Here is a 15,422-nt window from a genome sequence, read left to right on the forward strand (position 1 = left end):
TGGTTAGTCCTCCCCCAGGATCTGCGGCACCTTGAAACGCTGCTGCTCCTGGGCCGGGGCGCCGGAGAGCGCCTGCGCGGGGGTGAGCGACGGACGGACCTCGTCCGCGCGCATGACGTTCGTCAGCGGCAGCGGGTGGGAGGTCGGCGGTACGTCTTGGTCGGCGACCTCGCTGACGCGGGCGACCGCGCCGATGATGTCGTCGAGCTGGCCGGCGAAGTGGTCGAGCTCTTCGCCCTTCAGCTCCAGACGCGCCAGCCGGGCGAGGTGGGCGACCTCCTCGCGCGTGATGCCAGGCATGCAGCGATCCTCAGGGGTGAGTGTGTGTGGTTTGGCCCAATCCTATGGGTCACACGGAGATCCCCGTACATCGGTTTCCCGGGCGCCACCGCGGAGGCGGGGCGGAGGCTGGGCGGACGGCCGCCGACGGCGAGGAGCCCCACCGGAATCCTTGACCGGTCAGGTGCCCGTCACAGGTGGTGCGGGCGGGAAAGCAACAACCCACCGGCCCGCACCCGGGGAACTACTCCTCAGCCGCCGCGGGCAACGCCGCGGGCAGGGCGGCCTTCGGGCGCTGCCACCCCCGGGACCCCCGCGCGAGCAGCCACGCCGTGGCCTCCTCCGGAGGCATCGCCGCCGCCACGAGCCACCCCTGAACCGCGTCGCACCCGAGATCCCGGAGCCGCTCCCACGTCTCGTCGTCCTCCACGCCCTCGGCGACGACGAGCAGCCCGAGCGAGTGAGCGAGATCGATGGTGCACCGCACGATCTCGGCGTCCTCGGTGTCCACGGCGAGCCGCGCCACGAAGGACCGGTCGATCTTCAGCTCGCTCACGGGCAGCCGCCGCAGATGCACCAGCGACGAATACCCGGTCCCGAAGTCGTCGAGCGACATCTTCACGCCGTGCCCCGTCAGCCCCGCCAGGGTGTCCGCGGCCCGCTGCGGGTCCTCCAGCAGCACGTGTTCCGTTATCTCCAGCTGGAGCGCGCCCGCGGGAACCCCGTGCCGTGCGAGCCGGGCGGCGACCGCTCCGGCGAACCCGGGCGTGTGCACGTCCCGCGGTGACACATTGACGGCGACCGGCACCCGCAGCCCGCGGGCCCGCCACCGTGCCACCTGGGCGAGCGCCGTCTCCAGCACGTACTCGGTGAGATGCGGCATCAGCCCGGACGACTCGGCGATGGCTATGAACTCGTCCGGCGGTACCTTCCCGCGCTCGGGATGCACCCACCGCACGAGTGCTTCGAGTCCCGCCACCTGTCCGTCGAAGCGGACCTTGGGCTGGTAGTGCAGCTCGACGTCTCCCGCGTCGAGCGCCCGCCGCAGGTCCCCCAGCAGTCCGAGCCGGTCGGGGGTGTTGGAGTCCCGCTTGGACTCGTACACCTCCACGCCCGTGCGGTCGCGCTTCGCCTGGTACATCGCGACGTCCGCCCGCCGCAGCAGCCCCTCCGCGTCCAGCGCGTGATCGGGGAAGACGGCGAGCCCGGCGCTGGCCTCCAGGACGAGGGTGAGCCCGTCGAGGTCGAGCGGTGACCCGAGCGCGGCGACGAGATTGCGGGCGACCCGCGACGCGGACGTCGTCGAGTCGACGATGGGCAGTAACACGGCGAACTCGTCCCCGCCGAGCCGCGCGGCCTCCGCCCCGCGCGGCAGCGCCACCCGCAGCCGGTCCGCTATCTGCAACAGCAGCCGGTCTCCGGCGAGGTGGCCGAGGGTGTCATTCACGGCCCTGAAGCGGTCGAGATCGATCAGCATCAGAGCGGAACGTGCGCCGATTCGTTCGGCGTCGTCCAGCGCCCGCCAGGTCCGTTCGAGCAGCCACTGGCGGTTGGGCAGTCCGGTGAGGGGGTCACGCAGTTGCTCCTCGGCCCGCGCCCGCGCTATCCAGAGCGTCGAGTCGAGAGCGATGAGGGGAACCGAGAAGAGCGGCAGGAGCACGGGGAGGGCGATCGCGACGACGCAGATCAGCGGGGCGATGCCGAGCAGCGCGACGGCGACCAGCCCCTGTCTGACCAGGGCCGTACGGGCCACGGTCGGCAGTCCGGCCGTACGCGGCGCGTGGAGGTACCAGAGCAGCGCGCGGGAGACGACGAGATACGCCCCGGCCACCAACACCACCGAAGGAGCCGTGTAAACAGTCCAAGTCTCCGGTTTCCAGGGCGTCTCGACGGACGGCACCCGGCCGAACACGGCGAGCACCAGCGCCCCGGCACCGATGCCGAGGATGTCCACCGCGCCGTGCAGCACGCCCTGCCGCCAGCGATGACGACGGGCTATGCCGACGAGGACGACGACCGTGAGGCTGACCATCCCGGCGGGCACCCAGCCGTACAGCAGCAGGACGGCGAGGGTGAGGGCCGCGCCGGAGCCCGTACCGCCCCACCAGCGGGAGCGGCCGAGCGCGACCAGGTGGCCGACGATGATGCCGACCAGGACCGCGAGCGCCCAGCCGGTGGACCCGGACGGAAAGAGCGCGTGGTTCCCGGTGAACGCCCGGTAGAAGCCCGCGCCCAGGACGAAGGCCGCCGACGTGACGACCGCCGCGGGCAGCGCGGGCCAGGACGGCTGCTTCTCGGGCTCGTGACCCGGCATGTGGGACGGGGATCCGGGGACGGAGGTGAGGCGGCCCGTGCCGTGCCCGGCCGCCGCGCTGTACTGTCCGGCGGCGCGCACCTGCCCGCCCGGACGCCCCGTCGGCCGCGCGACCCTGAGGCCCGCTCCGAACTCCCGGCTTCGCTCCAGCAAGGGGTGCCCCCATCGCCGCACGCCGGTCACCCAGCGTGGGCGCAGCCGTGAGTCCGGGGCGGCGCTCTCGGTCGGTTCCATTCCCGTCCCTCTCACAGCCGGCGGTGCCCACGCCACGCGGCCCGATGCCCGACTAACCCTCAACGGCACCGCGTCTGATAACCCTTCCCCAGAGCTCCCGAAGAGCAGGGGATGCCCCAACCGCAGCTGGGCACGGCAGGCGCACACCTCAACAGTAGGCCGCAGAAGGCTTCCACGGGCAGCGGTCGTCGACGGTTGCCCGAATGCGACCCGGCCACCCGTATGCATCTGGTATGCGCCGAACGGGTGGTCTTCAACCGCTACTCCTCGATCGGAAGCGCGACTTCGGCCGCCGCCTCCGGTCCTTGTTCGAGCAGGACGGCGAAGCCCTCCTCGTTCAGAACCGGAACTTTGAGCTGCATTGCCTTGTCATACTTCGATCCAGGATTGTCACCCACGACAACAAAAGCTGTCTTCTTCGAAACAGAACCGGTCACTTTCGCTCCCCGGCTCTGGAGTGCCTCTTTCGCTCCGTCGCGGGTGTGATGTTCCAGGGTGCCGGTGACGACGACCGTGAGCCCTTCGAGCGGACGGGGCCCCTCGTCCTCGCCGGAGCTCTCCTCCTCCATGCGGACGCCCGCGGCCTTCCACTTGCGGAGGATCTCCTGGTGCCAGTCCACCGTGAACCACTGCTTCAGGGAGGCGGCGATGGTGGGCCCGACGCCCTCCACGGCGGCCAGCTCCTCCTCCGTGGCCTGCTGGATGCGCTCGATCGAGCGGAACTCACGGGCCAGGGCCTCGGCCGCGACCGGCCCCACGTGCCGGATGGACAGGCCGGTGATGATCCGGGCCAGCGGACGCTCCTTGGCGGCCGCGATGAAGTCCAGCATCGCGAGCGCGTTCTTCTTCGGAGCGCCCTCCTGGTTGGCGAAGACCGTGGCGATCTTCTCCTCGCCGGTCTTCGGATCCCGCTTGGGCAGACCGCTGTCCTGGTCGAGAACGTACGCCTTGATGGGCAGCAACTGCTCGATGGTGAGGTCGAAGAGGTCGCCCTCGTCCCTCAGGGGCGGCTCGGCGGGCTCAAGGGGCTTGGTGAGCGCGGCGGCGGCCACGTAACCGAAGTTCTCGATGTCCAGGGACTTGCGGCCGCCGAGGTAGAAGAGGCGCTCGCGCAACTGGGCTGGGCAGGTCCGGCCGTTCGGGCAGCGGAGGTCGATGTCGCCCTCCTTGGCGGGCGCCAGCGGTGTGCCGCACTCGGGGCACTCGGCGGGCATCACGAACTCCCGCTCGCTGCCGTCCCGCAGGTCGACGACCGGGCCGAGGATCTCCGGGATGACGTCTCCGGCCTTGCGGAGCACCACGGTGTCGCCGATGAGGACGCCCTTGGCCTTCACCACGTCCTGGTTGTGCAGCGTGGCGAACTCGACCTCGGAGCCGGCCACCGTGACGGGCTCCACCTGCGCGTACGGAGTGACGCGGCCCGTGCGGCCCACGCCCACGCGGATGTTGACCAGCTTGGTGTTGACCTCCTCCGGCGCGTACTTCCAGGCGATGGCCCAGCGGGGCGCTCGGGAGGTCGAGCCGAGGCGGCCCTGGAGGGGGATCTCGTCGAGCTTGACGACCACGCCGTCGATCTCGTGCTCCACGGAGTGGCGGTTCTCTCCGTAGTAGGCGATGAACTCCCGTACGCCGTCGAGGTCGTCGACCACCTTGCCGTAGCGGGTCGTCGGCAGGCCCCACGCGTGCAGCAGTTCGTACGCCTGTGAGAGGCGGCTCATGCCGTCGAAGCCCTCAAGGGCGCCGATGCCGTGGACGACCATGTGCAGCGGCCTGGTCGCGGTGATCCGGGGGTCCTTCTGGCGGAGTGAACCCGCCGCCGCGTTGCGCGGATTGGCGAAGGGCTTGTCACCCGCCTCCACCAGACGGGCGTTGAGCTCCTCGAACTTCTCCATCGGGAAGTAGACCTCGCCGCGGATCTCCACGAGGTCCGGAATGCGGTCGCCGTGCAGACGGTCGGGGATCTCCGTGATCGTACGGACGTTGGGCGTGATGTCCTCGCCCGTGCGGCCGTCACCCCGGGTCGCCGCGCGGGTGAGACGGCCGTGCTCGTACGTGAGGTTGACCGCGAGGCCGTCGACCTTCAGCTCGCACAGGAAGTGGTGGTCGGAGGTGCCGACCTCCTTGGCGACGCGGTCCGCCCAGCCGGCCAGCTCCTCGTCGTCGAAGGCGTTGTCCAGGGAGAGCATGCGCGAGCGGTGCTGGACTGCCGTGAACTCCGTCTCGTACGCCCCCGCGACCTTCTGGGTCGGTGAGTCGGGGGTGCGCAGCTCGGGATGCTCGTCCTCCAACGCCTCAAGGGCGCGCAGGAGTTTGTCGAAGTCGGCGTCGCTGACGACCGGCGCGTCCTTCACGTAGTACCGGAAGCGGTGCTCCTCGATCTGCTCAGCGAGCTGCGCGTGCTTCTCCCGAGCCTCGGCGGGCACGGGCCCCGCAGCCGAGGCCATCTGTGCGTCCTTGTCGCCGGCCACCGTGTCGTCCTCCCGTTACTCTGGGTTGTCCGCGAGGGATCTCGCCGCCCGGGCGCAGTGGGCGAGTGCCTGGCGCGCGTACTCGGGGGAAGCGCCCGCGAGTCCGCACGACGGGGTGAGTGTGACCGCGTCCGTGAGAAGCCCCGGATTCAGCCCCAACCTGCGCCACAGCGTCCTGACACCCATGACGCTACCGGCAGGGTCTGACAATGCGGCATCCGTCCCCGGGACGACACCGGCGAAGAGCTTGGCCCCCCCTTCCACCGCTTCCCCGATCGTGTCGTCGTCACGCTCGGTGAGGAGAGCGAAGTCGAAGGAGACGGCGGTCGCTCCTGCTCTGCGCAGCAGCGCGAACGGGACGTCGGGGGCGCACGAGTGCACGACGACCGGGCCGCCGGCCTGTACTCCGACGACGTCCCGCAGCGTGGCCTCGACGAGCTGCCGGTCGACGGCCCGGTGGGTGCGGTAGCCGCTCGCGGACCTCACCCGGCCGCTCAGTACGGCGAAGAGGGACGGTTCGTCGAGCTGCAGCACGACGTCGGCGCCGGGCACGCGACGGCGGACCTCGGCGAGGTGTTCGCGCAGTCCCTCGGCGAGCGATCCGGCGAGGTCCCGGCAGGCGCCGGGGTCGGAGAGCGCGACCTCGCCGTGGCGCAGTTCCAGGGCGGCGGCGAGCGTCCAGGGACCCACCGCCTGGACCTTCAGCGGGCCCTGGTAGCCCTGGGTGAACTCCTCCAGGGCGTCGAGGTCCTCGCCGAGCCAGGACCTGGCCCGCTTGGTGTCCCGCCCCGGGCGGTCCCCGAGCCGCCAGCCGCTGGGCTCCACGCGCGCGTACAGCTCGGCGAGCATCCCGGCGGTCCGCCCGATCATGTCGGCGCCGGGCCCGCGCGCGGGCAGTTCCGCCAGGAACGGCATGCCCGTCTCGGGGCCCTCGAAGGTCCCGGCCACGGTCTTGGCGGCCTCCCGGGCGTCCCCGCCCGGCATCGACCCGACACCGGTCGCGGGGCCGGGCCTGAACTCGCTGTTTTCGCTCACCCGGGCAGCCTACGGAATGCCCGCGGAACGGGACGCCACGGTCCGGATCCGGGTCCCGGCCCGAGGCCGGATGCGAGGCCGGGTCCGGGTCGGATGCGGGGCCGGGTCCGGTGCTGTGTCCGCGCCCGGATTCGGTGCCGTGTCCGTGCCCCGCGTCGGATCCCGGTCAGCGGCCGGGGCGTACCGTCAGGTCGTTGATCTCCGCGTCGCGGGGCAGGTCGAGGGCCATGAGGATGCTCGTCGCGACGGACTCGGGGTCGATCCACTTCGAGGCGTCGTACTCCTTGCCCTCCTGCTGGTGGACCTTGGCCTGCATGGGGCTCGCCGTGCGGCCGGGATAGACGGTCGTGACGCGGACGCCGTTCGCGTGCTCCTCGTTGCGCAGGGCGTCGGCAAGGGCCTTCAGGCCGTGCTTGGAGGCCGCGTACGCGGACCAGCCGGCGGAGGCGCTGAGGCCGGCGCCGGAGTTGACGAAGATCACATGCCCCTGGGTGACGCGGAGTTGGGGCAGGAAGTGGCGGGTCAGCTCGGCGGGCGCGATCAGGTTCACATCGAGCTGGTGACGCCATGTCCTGGGGGTCAGCTCGCCGACCGGGCCGAGGTCGACGACACCCGCGATGTGCATCAGCGAGTCGATCCGGTCGGGCAGCGTCTGGTGCGAGAACGCCCAGGAGAGCCGGTCCGGGTCCGCGAGGTCACCGACGAGGGTCCGGGCCCCGGGGAACTCCGCGGCCAGCTCCTTCGCGCGGCCCGCGTCGCGCGCGTGCAGGACGAGTTCGTCCCCGCGCGCGTGGAGGCGGCGGGCGACGGCCGCGCCGATGCCGGAACCGGCCCCGGTGATCAGATGAGTAGGCATGCCCGCCATGCTCGCACGCGCGTGTCCCTCCCCCGCCGGGCCCTACAACCGGTGCCCCCGGGCCCGCTGTGTGCCCCGGCGGCTCACTGCGTGCCCTGGCTCTCCTCCAGGTAGGCCAGCGCCCCGACGGGCTCCTCGGCGAAGAACACGAGCTCCGTGAGGGGCAGCGGCAGGAAGCCCTCGTCCTCCATACGGCGGAACTGCTCCTTCAGGCCGTCGTAGAAGCCCGCGGTGTTGAGCAGGACGACCGGCTTGTCGGTGTGCCCGTGCTTCTTCAGCTCCAGGATCTCCGTGGCCTCGTCGAGCGTGCCCGTGCCGCCGACCATGATCACGACGGCGTCGGCCTTCTCCAGGAGCAGCGCCTTGCGCTCCGCGAGGTCGCCCGCGATGACCATCTCGTCGGCGCCCGCGCGCGCCTTGGCCGCCAGGAACTCCACGGAGACGCCCAGCAGCCGCCCTCCGGCCTCCTGCACACCGTCGGCGACCACCTTCATGAGCCCGACGTCCGAACCGCCCCACACCAGCGTGTGCCCGCCCTTGCCGAGCAGTTCGGCGAACTCGCGGGCGGGGCGGGTGTAGCGCTCGTCGAGGTCGGCGGCCGAGAGGAAGACGCAGATATTCATGGCTCCACGCTACGACCCGGCACCGACATCACCAGCCGGATCCGGAATCACGGGCCCGGCTCCGACATCGCCGTCACCCTCATCCTCGACTGGCGGTGCGGCAGGGCCTCCCAGTCGTCCATGAAGCGGGCCGACAGGCCATGGGTCGCGGCGAGTGCGACGAGGGTCTCGGTGCGGTAGTAGAAGTCCTCGCGGAGGACCTGGTGTTCCCTGCCCTCGGTCCGGTCGAAGGTGAAGTCGAAGAAGCCGCCGGGCGCCAGAATCCGGCCGATGTGCGCGAAGCACTCCTCGATGACGTGCGGCGGCGAGTGCGAGAACACGCTGTGCGCGTGCACCACGTCGAAATACGCGTCCGGCAGGAACGCGAACGTCAGATCGTCGGTGAGCGTCAGATGCGGCAGCCGGTCCTGCAGACCCTCCCGTACGAGGGTGTCCTGGGCCGCGATGAGGATGTCCGGCGAGATGTCGATCCCGTAGTAGTGGCCGCTCTCCAGGTAGTCGATGAACAGCCTCCCGGCGCGCAGGTTCCCGCAGCCGATCTCCAGCATCCGGTGCCCCGGCTTCAGCCCGTGCCCCGTCAGGTAGTCGAACTGCATCCGGCCGATCTGGGTCCACCGGTCGCGTGACGGGTTGTGCCCCACCGCCGACTCGGCGCCGCGCGCGGTGTCCGAGGCCATCACGGCCCGGTAGTACGCGATGTGGTCATGGCCGTACCGCAGCCGCAGCCAGGCGTCACGCGTGGCCCTGCGCGCGTGCGCGGGGACCCTCTCGGGATACCTCAGGGCGTATCGGACCTGGTGGGCCAGGGTCTTGCGGTTGCGGGTCAGGCGCGTGGCTCCCATGAGGACCTCCGCCGGAGAGCAGCCAGGAAAGGAACGGAAAGAAACGGACGGAACAGGACAGCAGAGAGTAAGAAAAGTGGCCGGAAAGCCGGGGAAGAACACGACAGCAGCCTGCGCTGTAGAGGACGAGACCGCTACCCGAGGAGGCCGAAAAGCCGTGACCCAAGGCCACCGCATCACCATCGAGCAGGGCACCGATCACGTCCGTGTCGTGCACGGCGGACAGGTGCTCGCCGAGAGCACACGCCCGCTGCTGCTGCGCGAGACGGGCCTGCCCGTGCGCTACTACCTACCCGCGGAGGACGTACGCCTGGATCTGCTGACCCGGTCGGAGACCAGCACTCACTGCCCCTTCAAGGGCGACGCGTCCTACTGGTCGCTGCCGGACGCCCCCGACCTTGTCTGGACATACCCCGACCCGAAGCCGGAGGTCGCCGAGATCAAGGACCACCTGTGCTTCTACGAAGTGGAAGTCGTCTGACCCCGAGCAGATCCGTGTCCCACCGATGAGTTCCGGACCGCCCGGCAGTCCTCACAGGCATGGAGAAGAAGACGATCTCGCGCGACGGCACGCCTATCGCGTACGAAGTCAGTGGTGAGGGCCCGGCGGTCATCTTCGTGACCGGGGCCATGGCCACGGGCGCCTCGGACGCGCCCCTGGCCTCGCTCCTGTCGGACCGGTTCAGTGCGGTCGTGTACGACCGCAGGGGCCGCGGCGAGAGCGGTGACACGGAGCCCTTCGCGGTGGCCCGGGAAGTCGAGGACATCGCGGCTCTCATCGAGGCCACGGGCGACGGCAACGCGGCCCTGTACGGCATGTCGTCGGGCGCCGCGCTGGCCCTGGAGGCGGCGGCGAGCGGGCTGCCGATCGGCAAAGTGGCCGTCTACGAACCGCCGTTCGCCGTCTACGAAGGGGGCGAAAAACAGCGCGCGGAGTACACCGAGCGCCTCACCCAGCTGCTGGCGCAGGGCAGGCGCGGAGACGCGGTGGAGCTGTTCATCGCCCTGACCGGGGCGCCCCCCGAGGTCATCAGGGGCATGCGGCACTCCGCCGTGTGGCCGGCCCTGGAGGCGGTCGCCCCGACCCTCGCGTACGACAACGCCGTGATGGGCGACGGACTGGTGCCCCGCAAGCGCCTCGCCTCCGTCCCCGTGCCCGTGCTGGCCCTGGCGGGCGGCGCGAGCCCCGAGTGGATGCGCGAGTCCGCCCGGGCCACCGCGGAGGCGGCACCGGACGGGACGTACCGCGTGCTGGACGGTCAGACCCACATGGTGGATCCCGGGGTCCTGGCACCGGCGCTGGCGGAGTTCTTCGCCGGGTAGCCGTACAACCGCTGTACAGCCCCCGTGCAGCGGTAGTAGCCGTGGAGGCCGGTGCCGGGCCGTGTCTCAGGCCAGTGCGGTCGCCGCGCGTGTGGTCGTCGCGATCGTCGCCGAGCCGACCACGCGGGTGTCGTCGTAGAGGACGATCGCCTGGCCGGGGGCGACGCCGCGGACGGGCTCGGTGAAGCGCACCCGGAGCTCGCCGTCGACGAGCTCGGCGGTGACTGTCGTCTCGCCGCCGTGGGCGCGGAGCTGGGCGGTGTACGTGCCCGGGCCGGCCGGAGCGGCGCCGCACCAGCGGGGCTTGACGGCCGTGAGGGCCAAGACGTCCAGGGCGGCCGCCGGGCCGACCGTCACGGTGTTGTCCACGGGCGAGATGTCCAGGACGTACCGCGGCTTGCCGTCTGGGGCCGGGGTGCCGATGCGCAGGCCCTTGCGCTGGCCGATCGTGAAGCCGAACGCGCCCTCGTGGCTGCCGAGGACCGTGCCGGACTCGTCGACGATGTCGCCCTCCGCCTTGCCGAGGCGGTTCGCGAGGAAGCCCTGGGTGTCGCCGTCGGCGATGAAGCAGATGTCGTGCGAGTCCGGCTTCTTGGCGACGGCGAGGCCCCGGTGCTCGGCCTCCGCGCGGATCTCGTCCTTCGTGGTGAGCGTGTCGCCGAGCGGGAAGAGCGCGTGCGCGAGCTGACGGTCGTCCAGCACACCGAGGACGTACGACTGGTCCTTGGCCATGTCCGAGGCGCGGTGCAGTTCGCGCGTGCCGTCGTCGTTCACGATCACCTTGGCGTAGTGGCCCGTGCAGACCGCGTCGAAGCCGAGGGCGAGGGCCTTGTCGAGCAGGGCGGCGAACTTGATCTTCTCGTTGCAGCGCAGACAGGGGTTCGGCGTGCGGCCGGCCTCGTACTCCGCGACGAAGTCCTCGACCACGTCCTCGCGGAAGCGCTCGGCGAGGTCCCATACGTAGAACGGGATGCCGATGACGTCCGCGGCGCGGCGGGCGTCGCGCGAATCCTCGATGGTGCAACAGCCACGCGCACCCGTGCGGAACGATTGCGGGTTCGCCGAGAGGGCGAGGTGGACACCGGTCACGTCATGCCCTGCTTCCGCGGCACGGGCGGCGGCGACGGCGGAGTCCACACCACCGGACATGGCGGCCAGTACGCGAAGGGGGCGCTGCGAGGTCTCAGTCATAACCCTTCCAGGGTACGGGTCCGTGGGAACCGGAGCCCACGAGTATCCGTTCGACTAGACATGCACGATCAGGGTGGGGACACGGCCAAGGACACGGACCGGCACATCGGGCGCCGTGCGCTGCTCATCGGCGGGGCCGTGGCCGCCGTTGGCACGGCCGTGCTGGCCCAGGACGATCTCAGACGTATGTGGTGGCGGCTGCCGAGCGTGGAGAAGCCGCGCAAGGAGGGTGAGGTCGACTTCCGGGGCGCGCGCTGGGTGGCGGCGTCCTCGTCGAACTGGCGTATGGCCGACCGGCCGGACGACTTCGGCATAGACCGCGTGATCATCCATGTCACACAGGGCAGTTACGCGAGCGCGGTGAAGGTCTTCCAGAACCCGGCGCACGGCGCCGCCACGCACTACATCGTCCGGCAGGACGGCCGTGTCACTCAGATGATCCGCGAGCTGGACGTGGCCTTCCACGCGGGCAACCGCGATTTCAACGAGCGGAGCGTCGGAATCGAGCACGAGGGCTTCGTGGACCGCCCGAAGGACTTCACGGACGCGATGTACGAGGCCTCGGCCCGTCTGACGGCCCGTATCTGCGCCCGGTACGACATCCCGGTCGACCGGGAGCACATCATCGGCCATGTCGAGGTCCCGGGCACGGACCACACGGACCCGGGCCCGCACTGGGACTGGAAGCGGTACATACCCCTGGTGCGCGAGGCGGCCGAGCGGTCGGCCTCCCCGTCGGCAGAGCCGTCCACGCGCAGCGCGTAGGCGGACGCGGGCCCCGTCAGGGGCGCGGGGAACTGCGCGACCAGCCACGACCGGGCCCGCAGCCGAAGCACCACCCCTGCGGCGGAGCGTCTAGCTGAGCCCCGCCGTCCGGGCCCTCTCCACCGCCGGTCCGATCGCCTTCGCGACCGCCTCGACGTCCGTCTCCGTCGAGGTGTGGCCGAGGGAGAAGCGGAGCGTGCCACGGGCGAGGTCGGGGTCGGTGCCCGTGGCGAGGAGGACATGGCTCGGCTGGGCCACGCCCGCCGTGCACGCGGAGCCCGTGGAGCACTCGATGCCCTGCGCGTCGAGCAGCAGGAGCAGCGAGTCGCCCTCGCAGCCGGGGAACGTGAAGTGGGCGTTGGCCGGCAGGCGGCCCCCGCTCGACGGGTCCCCGCCGAGGATCGCGTCCGGCACGGCCTGGCGGACGGCGTCGACCAGGTCGTCGCGCAGCCCGCCGATCTCGCGCACGAACCACTCGCGCTGCTCGGCGGCGGTCCGCCCCGCCACGGCGAACGCGGCGACGGCGGGCACGTCCAGGGTGCCGGAGCGTACGTGCCGCTCCTGGCCCCCGCCGTGCAGGACCGGTACGGGGCTGTATTCACGGCCCAGCAGCAGCGCCCCGATGCCGTACGGGCCGCCGATCTTGTGGCCCGAGACGGTCATCGCGGCGAGGCCCGAGGCGCCGAAGTCGACGGGGACCTGACCGAAGGCCTGGACGGCGTCGGCGTGCAGCGGGATGTCGAACTCCCCTGCCACATCGGCCAGTTCGCGGACCGGCATGACCGTGCCGATCTCGTTGTTCGCCCACATGACGGTCGCGAGGGCGACGTCGTCGGGGTTGCGCGCGATGGCCTCGCGGAGGGCGTCGGGGTCGACGCGGCCGTATCGGTCGACCGGGAGGTACTCGACCGTGGCGCCCTCGTGCTCGCCGAGCCAGTGGACCGCGTCGAGGACCGCGTGGTGCTCCACCGGGCTCGCGAGGATCCGGGTGCGGGCCGGGTCTGCGTCGCGGCGGGACCAGTACAGGCCCTTCACGGCGAGGTTGTCGGCCTCGGTGCCGCCGGAGGTGAAGACCACCTCACTCGGGCGGGCGCCCAGGGCGTCCGCGAGGGTTTCGCGGCCTTCCTCGACCGTGCGGCGGGCGCGGCGGCCGGCGGCGTGCAGGGAGGATGCGTTGCCGGTGACGGAGAACTGCGCGGTCATTGCCTCGACCGCCTCCGGGAGCATCGGGGTGGTCGCGGCGTGGTCGAGGTATGCCATGGTAGGCCCGATTCTAGGGCCCGCTGTCTGGTGGGCCTGTCGGGCGGGGGCCGTTTGCGGGGCCTGAGCCGGGGTGCCCCACCGGGGCTCTTGCTCAGTCCCTCTTGACCAGGCACCCGGAGCTCAGCGCTCCGCTGGAAGTCCGGTACGTCGCCTGCGGGTGCGTTGTGGCTGGTCGCGCAGTTCCCCGCGCCCCTTTGGGGCGCGGTGGCCTCAGAAGCTCCACGACAGTGTGCTGTCCGCTGACATGAAGGCCAGCAGGACCAGGAGGTCGGCTATTCCCAGGGTGAGGCCGAGGAAGGCGCGGCCGCGGCGGGTGGTGCCGCGGTAGAGGGCCGCCGAGGCGAGGGCGATGGCGACGGGGCCCAGGAAGATGTTCAGGGCCAGCAGGCCGACGAGGCCGAGGATGAACGACGCGACGGCCATGCCGTCGGCGTCACGGACCGTGCTCCGGCGCCGCGGGGCGGCGGTGGTGAGTTCCATGTGTCTGCTCCCAACAGGCGGTCGAACAGGCAGGTGGGCGTGGGTGGTTGAGCGTGGGTGACTGTGGAGTTCGGGCGGTTCAGTTCGACGTCTCGCGGCGCCGGCCGTGGCGCTCGCGGACCGCGAAGACGGCCAGCCACACGCCGATGACGGCGGCGGCGACAAGGGTGAAGGACAGCGGGGCGTGGGCCACGGTGCCGAGCATGAGGCCCAGCAGCAGGAGCGCTGCGACGAGGAACAGCATGGGATGCCTCTCGTGGAAGTCCGGCGAGCCGCCGTGTCCGCTCCGCACAGCTCCGTACGGTCCGGATGCCCCCGGATGTTTCCGGGACCCGACAACTCGGTGAACGCTTGTGGTTACAGTTGTTCACTGACTCCACAGTCTAGCGCGCTGTACGACTTTCCCATTACAGAGAACAGTTGTTAACTACATGGCATGAGTCACACCCTCGGCATCCGGCAGGCCCAGAAGCAGAAGACCCGACAGGCGTTCCTGGACGCCGCGTTGGGCCTGCTGGAGGAGCAGAGCCTCAGCAGTCTGGGTCTGCGCGAGGTCACCCGTGCCGTCGGAGTCGCCCCGACCGCCTTCTACCGGCACTTCCACTCGACCGCGGATCTCGGAGTCGCCCTGGTCGAGGAGGCGTTGGGCAGCCTGCACCCGATGATCGCCGGCACGGTGTCGGCGTCCGGCGACAGCGACGCACGCATAGACGGTGCGGTCGCCCTGATCGCCCGTCACGTGCGCGAGCACCCCGCGCACATCCGGTTCATCGCCCGCGAGCGCAACGGCGGTGTACAGAAGGTCCGTTCCGCGATCGCGGAGCAGATGGCCCGGTTCACCGACGAGGTGAAGGCCGAACTGGCCAAGCAGCCCGAGTCCGCCGGCTGGAGCGACGACGACCTGCTGATGCTCGCCGGTCTGTACGTCGACCAGATGCTGATGACCGCCAGTACGTTCCTGGAGGCGGCCCCCGAGGAGCTGGACCAGGTGGCCCGGGTGGCCACCCGCCGGATGCGGCTGATCAGCATCGGCCGCCGCCACTGGCTGGGCTGACACCCCGCGCCACGACTCGGCCCGCACGCGCGAAGGGCGCGTACGACGCTGTCGTACGCGCCCTTCGCGCCCTGCACCACCGGACGCGAGCGGATCAGCCCTGGGCCTGCTGCCCCTGACCCTGCCCCTGCTGGCCACCGGTCCCGCAGCCTCCGCCCGGGCCGCCACCCTGCCCGCCACCGGGACCGCCACTGGGCGCTCCCGACGGCATCCCCGAGGGCGCGCCCGACGGGGCCTTCCCCGTGGCGGCACCGGACGGCGCCCCCGAGGGTGCTCCTGAAGGCGCCCCGGACGGTGCCCCGCCGGGCATTCCCGACGGAGCCCCGCTCGGCGCACCCGACGGCGCCTGGCAACTCCGCTGCCCCGAGGTGCCGTTGCCGTTGCCGTTGCCCGAGGACGAGGAGTCGTCCGAGCCGGATCCACAGGCCGTCAGGAGCAGCGGGGACAGCACCAACAGGGCGACGGCGGGGACATGGCGTACACGCTTCATGAGGACAACTCCCGGATTCTGAGCGGTTTCTGAGAGCTGCATGCAACCAACCGCCCATGTGCCTCGATTGGGTTCACGCTGTGCCCAGCCTGTGGCTCCGGCACAGCCCGGCTCAATCACCCCTACGAAGGCGCTCCGCCGGGTGCGTTGTTTCGTCTGCGGGTGCGTTGCGGCTGGGCGCGCGGTTCCCCGCGCCCCTTCGGGG

At 71.2% G+C, this 15,422-nt stretch carries 16 protein-coding genes; 4 read left to right on the forward strand and 12 right to left on the reverse strand.

Annotated features, from left to right (window positions below; translation table 11 throughout):
• Positions 1-3: 3 nt before the first annotated feature.
• The 7 genes from gatC to JEQ17_RS15070 all read right to left on the reverse strand — a co-directional run bounded on the left by gatC (position 4) and on the right by JEQ17_RS15070 (position 8,651).
• A complete protein-coding gene (gene gatC, locus JEQ17_RS15040; protein WP_003966094.1) occupies positions 4-300 on the reverse strand; it encodes an Asp-tRNA(Asn)/Glu-tRNA(Gln) amidotransferase subunit GatC in 297 nt (98 codons plus the stop codon).
• A 223-nt stretch (positions 301-523) separates the two neighbouring features.
• Entirely contained in the window at positions 524-2,827 is a 2,304-nt protein-coding gene (locus JEQ17_RS15045; RefSeq protein WP_200395732.1) for a putative bifunctional diguanylate cyclase/phosphodiesterase, read from the reverse strand.
• Positions 2,828-3,087: 260 nt separating this feature from the next.
• On the reverse strand, positions 3,088-5,295 hold the full coding sequence (ligA, locus tag JEQ17_RS15050; protein ID WP_200395733.1) for an NAD-dependent DNA ligase LigA: 2,208 nt from the start codon (positions 5,293-5,295) through the stop codon (positions 3,088-3,090).
• A 15-nt stretch (positions 5,296-5,310) separates the two neighbouring features.
• Positions 5,311-6,279 (reverse strand): methionine synthase, encoded by a 969-nt coding sequence (locus JEQ17_RS15055; RefSeq protein WP_407700151.1) that lies wholly within the window; start codon positions 6,277-6,279, stop codon positions 5,311-5,313.
• A 217-nt stretch (positions 6,280-6,496) separates the two neighbouring features.
• Positions 6,497-7,195 carry an SDR family oxidoreductase gene (locus JEQ17_RS15060; RefSeq protein ID WP_200395735.1) on the reverse strand — a complete coding sequence of 233 codons (699 nt, stop codon included), beginning with the start codon at positions 7,193-7,195 and terminating at the stop codon, positions 6,497-6,499.
• A gap of 74 nt (positions 7,196-7,269) precedes the next feature.
• Positions 7,270-7,809: an LOG family protein gene (locus tag JEQ17_RS15065; RefSeq protein WP_200395736.1), complete on the reverse strand. Its 540-nt coding sequence runs from the start codon at positions 7,807-7,809 to the stop codon at positions 7,270-7,272.
• Positions 7,810-7,856: 47 nt separating this feature from the next.
• Positions 7,857-8,651: a class I SAM-dependent DNA methyltransferase gene (locus JEQ17_RS15070; protein WP_200395737.1), complete on the reverse strand. Its 795-nt coding sequence runs from the start codon at positions 8,649-8,651 to the stop codon at positions 7,857-7,859.
• Positions 8,652-8,808: 157 nt separating this feature from the next.
• Here JEQ17_RS15070 and JEQ17_RS15075 point away from each other — a divergent pair, with 157 nt between their 5' ends.
• Positions 8,809-9,132: a DUF427 domain-containing protein gene (locus tag JEQ17_RS15075; RefSeq protein ID WP_234048206.1), complete on the forward strand. Its 324-nt coding sequence runs from the start codon at positions 8,809-8,811 to the stop codon at positions 9,130-9,132.
• 59 nt (positions 9,133-9,191) lie between these two features.
• Positions 9,192-9,974, forward strand: coding sequence for an alpha/beta fold hydrolase (locus JEQ17_RS15080; protein WP_200395739.1), 783 nt, complete (start codon positions 9,192-9,194; stop codon positions 9,972-9,974).
• Positions 9,975-10,040: 66 nt separating this feature from the next.
• On the opposite strand, the gene mnmA is transcribed toward JEQ17_RS15080, so the two are convergent.
• Positions 10,041-11,165 carry a tRNA 2-thiouridine(34) synthase MnmA gene (mnmA, locus tag JEQ17_RS15085; protein WP_200395740.1) on the reverse strand — a complete coding sequence of 375 codons (1,125 nt, stop codon included), beginning with the start codon at positions 11,163-11,165 and terminating at the stop codon, positions 10,041-10,043.
• A 60-nt stretch (positions 11,166-11,225) separates the two neighbouring features.
• Here mnmA and JEQ17_RS15090 point away from each other — a divergent pair, with 60 nt between their 5' ends.
• Entirely contained in the window at positions 11,226-11,930 is a 705-nt protein-coding gene (locus JEQ17_RS15090) for an N-acetylmuramoyl-L-alanine amidase (RefSeq protein ID WP_200395741.1), read from the forward strand.
• A gap of 90 nt (positions 11,931-12,020) precedes the next feature.
• On the opposite strand, the gene JEQ17_RS15095 is transcribed toward JEQ17_RS15090, so the two are convergent.
• From JEQ17_RS15095 to JEQ17_RS15105, 3 genes are all read right to left on the reverse strand, one after another.
• Entirely contained in the window at positions 12,021-13,190 is a 1,170-nt protein-coding gene (locus tag JEQ17_RS15095; RefSeq protein ID WP_200395742.1) for a cysteine desulfurase family protein, read from the reverse strand.
• Between the two features lie 213 nt (positions 13,191-13,403).
• Positions 13,404-13,673, reverse strand: coding sequence for a DUF4190 domain-containing protein (locus tag JEQ17_RS15100; protein WP_200395743.1), 270 nt, complete (start codon positions 13,671-13,673; stop codon positions 13,404-13,406).
• 79 nt (positions 13,674-13,752) lie between these two features.
• Positions 13,753-13,965, reverse strand: coding sequence for a hypothetical protein (locus tag JEQ17_RS15105; RefSeq protein WP_200402113.1), 213 nt, complete (start codon positions 13,963-13,965; stop codon positions 13,753-13,755).
• A 144-nt stretch (positions 13,966-14,109) separates the two neighbouring features.
• Here JEQ17_RS15105 and JEQ17_RS15110 point away from each other — a divergent pair, with 144 nt between their 5' ends.
• Positions 14,110-14,727, forward strand: coding sequence for a TetR family transcriptional regulator (locus tag JEQ17_RS15110; RefSeq protein WP_200395744.1), 618 nt, complete (start codon positions 14,110-14,112; stop codon positions 14,725-14,727).
• A 94-nt stretch (positions 14,728-14,821) separates the two neighbouring features.
• On the opposite strand, the gene JEQ17_RS15115 is transcribed toward JEQ17_RS15110, so the two are convergent.
• Complete coding sequence (locus tag JEQ17_RS15115; protein WP_200395745.1) at positions 14,822-15,217, reverse strand: hypothetical protein; 396 nt, start codon at positions 15,215-15,217, stop codon at positions 14,822-14,824.
• Positions 15,218-15,422 lie beyond the last annotated feature (205 nt).

Source organism: Streptomyces liliifuscus, from assembly GCF_016598615.1.
GTDB classification, from domain to species: domain Bacteria; phylum Actinomycetota; class Actinomycetes; order Streptomycetales; family Streptomycetaceae; genus Streptomyces; species Streptomyces liliifuscus.